3 protein-coding genes are annotated in these 1717 nt (G+C 69.5%); 2 read left to right on the top strand and 1 reads right to left on the bottom strand.

Annotated elements, in window-relative coordinates; all coding sequences use genetic code 11:
* The coding region (locus AC1D01_RS33440; RefSeq protein ID WP_477873774.1) for a RidA family protein at window positions 1-328 on the top strand (328 nt) is incomplete at its 5' end.
* 19 nt (window positions 329-347) lie between these two features.
* Here AC1D01_RS33440 and AC1D01_RS33435 read toward each other — a convergent pair.
* Window positions 348-545 (bottom strand): hypothetical protein, encoded by a 198-nt coding sequence (locus AC1D01_RS33435; protein ID WP_477873773.1) that lies wholly within the window; start codon window positions 543-545, stop codon window positions 348-350.
* 119 nt (window positions 546-664) lie between these two features.
* Between AC1D01_RS33435 and AC1D01_RS33430 the strand changes: the two genes are divergently transcribed.
* Window positions 665-1537, top strand: a complete 873-nt coding sequence (locus tag AC1D01_RS33430) for a LysR family transcriptional regulator (protein ID WP_477873772.1) — start codon at window positions 665-667, stop codon at window positions 1535-1537.
* Window positions 1538-1717 lie beyond the last annotated feature (180 nt).

Genomic DNA, 1717 nt, shown 5'->3' with positions numbered 1-1717 from the left:
GTCCAACGGCTTCCTGTTCGTGTCGGGGCAGGTCGGCAGCAGGCCGGACGGCTCTCCCGAGCCGGACCTGCAGGCCCAGGTGCGGCTCGCGTTCGACAACCTGAATGCCATCCTGGCGGCTGCCGGCTGCACCTTCGACGACGTGGTCGACGTGACCGTCTTCATCGTCGATCCGGAATCGACGTTCGAGACGATCTGGAAGATCGTGCCGGAGTACTGGGGCAACGCACCTCACCCGACGCTCACCGGCATCGGCGTGACCTGGCTCTACGGGTTCCAGTTCGAGATCAAGGTGATCGCGAAGCTGCCCGAGACCGGCGCCAGCTGAGCAAAGCGGGCGGGCCCGCTCAGACCCCGACGATCAAGACCTCGCTCTCGGCGGCCACGCGCGTCGCATGGCGTGCTTCGCTGCGGCTCTGGGCGGAGCCGGCCGTGCGTTGCGCGTCGGGCTTCTTCTGCGGCACGGCCGTCCGCTGCGCGGGCCCCGCCTGCGGGCGCTCCGACGTGTCGCGTCGCGGGGTCGTGTTCGAAGAGCGTGTGTTCATCTTGGACTCCTTCTGTTGGCGTGCTGCGAATGGTCGTCCTTGCTTGAATTCCGGTAAAGCGATCTTTATTGGCCGATAAGAGCAACAATGTTGCATTCAAATCTGCCGCTGGAGACGCCGTGGACGTGACCCTCGCCCGCACCTTCCTCGACATCGTCGAGACCGGCAGCTTCGTTCGCGCCGCCGAGCGGCTGCACGTCACGCAGACGGCGGTCAGTGCCCGCGTGAAGGCGCTGGAGGAAGCGGTCGGCGCCACGCTGTTCGTGCGCAGCAAGGCCGGCGCGTCGCTCACGCCGGCCGGCGAGCGCTTCGTGCGCCACGCCTCGATGATGGTGCAGGTGTGGGAGCGGGCGCGCCACCAGGTGGCCGTGCCGCCCGGCCATGAATCGGTGCTGACCATCGGTTGCGAGATGAGCCTGTGGGATCCGCTGCTGCTCGACTGGCTGCTGTGGATGCGCAACGTCGCGCCGCAACTCGCCTTGCGCACCGAGGTGGGCGTCGCGCCCGAGCTGATGGACCGCGTGGCGTCCGGCATGCTCGACATCGCGGTCGTCTACGCACCGCAGCGCCGCCCGGGCCTGCGCATCGAGCTGCTGATCGAGGAGAAGCTGGTGCTCGTCACCACGCACAAGCCCACCCACAAGCGGGTTCGCAAGCTCGACCCCGCCGACTACGTCTACGTCGACTGGGGCCCGGAGTTCGCGCAGCAGCACAGCCTCGCGTTTCCGCACCTGGGCCATGCGGCGGTGACCGCCGGCCTCGGCCCGCTCGGGCGCGAGTTCGTGCTGGCCAACGGCGGCTCCGGCTACTTCCGGCTGGCGGTCGTGCGCAAGCACCTCGACAGCGGCCGGCTGTACCGCGTGAAGGGCGCGCCCGAGTTCCTGTACCCGGCCTATGCGGTGTTCGCCGAAGAGTCCGATGCCGCCKTCGTGCAGCCGGCGCTCGACGGGCTGCGCCATGCCGCCGGCGGCACGACGGCCGACCACGAATGACCCTGCGCTACGCCGCCACGGCGCTTTCCAGCTCGCGCTCGGCACGCAGGCTCGCCAGGTCGCGCCCGATCGTCGCGACGGCCAGCACCCGGCCGCCGAGCCGGTAGCGCACGCTGCAGTCGCGCGCCGCGATCGAGCCGTCGATCTCGATCGCATCCCAGCGCTCGGCATGCCCCACGT

The organism is Rhizobacter sp. P3_B12 (assembly GCF_056402895.1).
The sequence above is the reverse complement of the archived record's forward strand: the minus strand, read 5'-3'. Positions and strand labels throughout refer to the sequence as shown.

Bases quoted from the DNA above. Each gene is read 5' to 3' on its own strand.
- AC1D01_RS33435 (WP_477873773.1), bottom strand. From the start codon at position 545: ATGAACACACGCTCTTCGAACACGACCCCGCGACGCGACACGTCGGAG.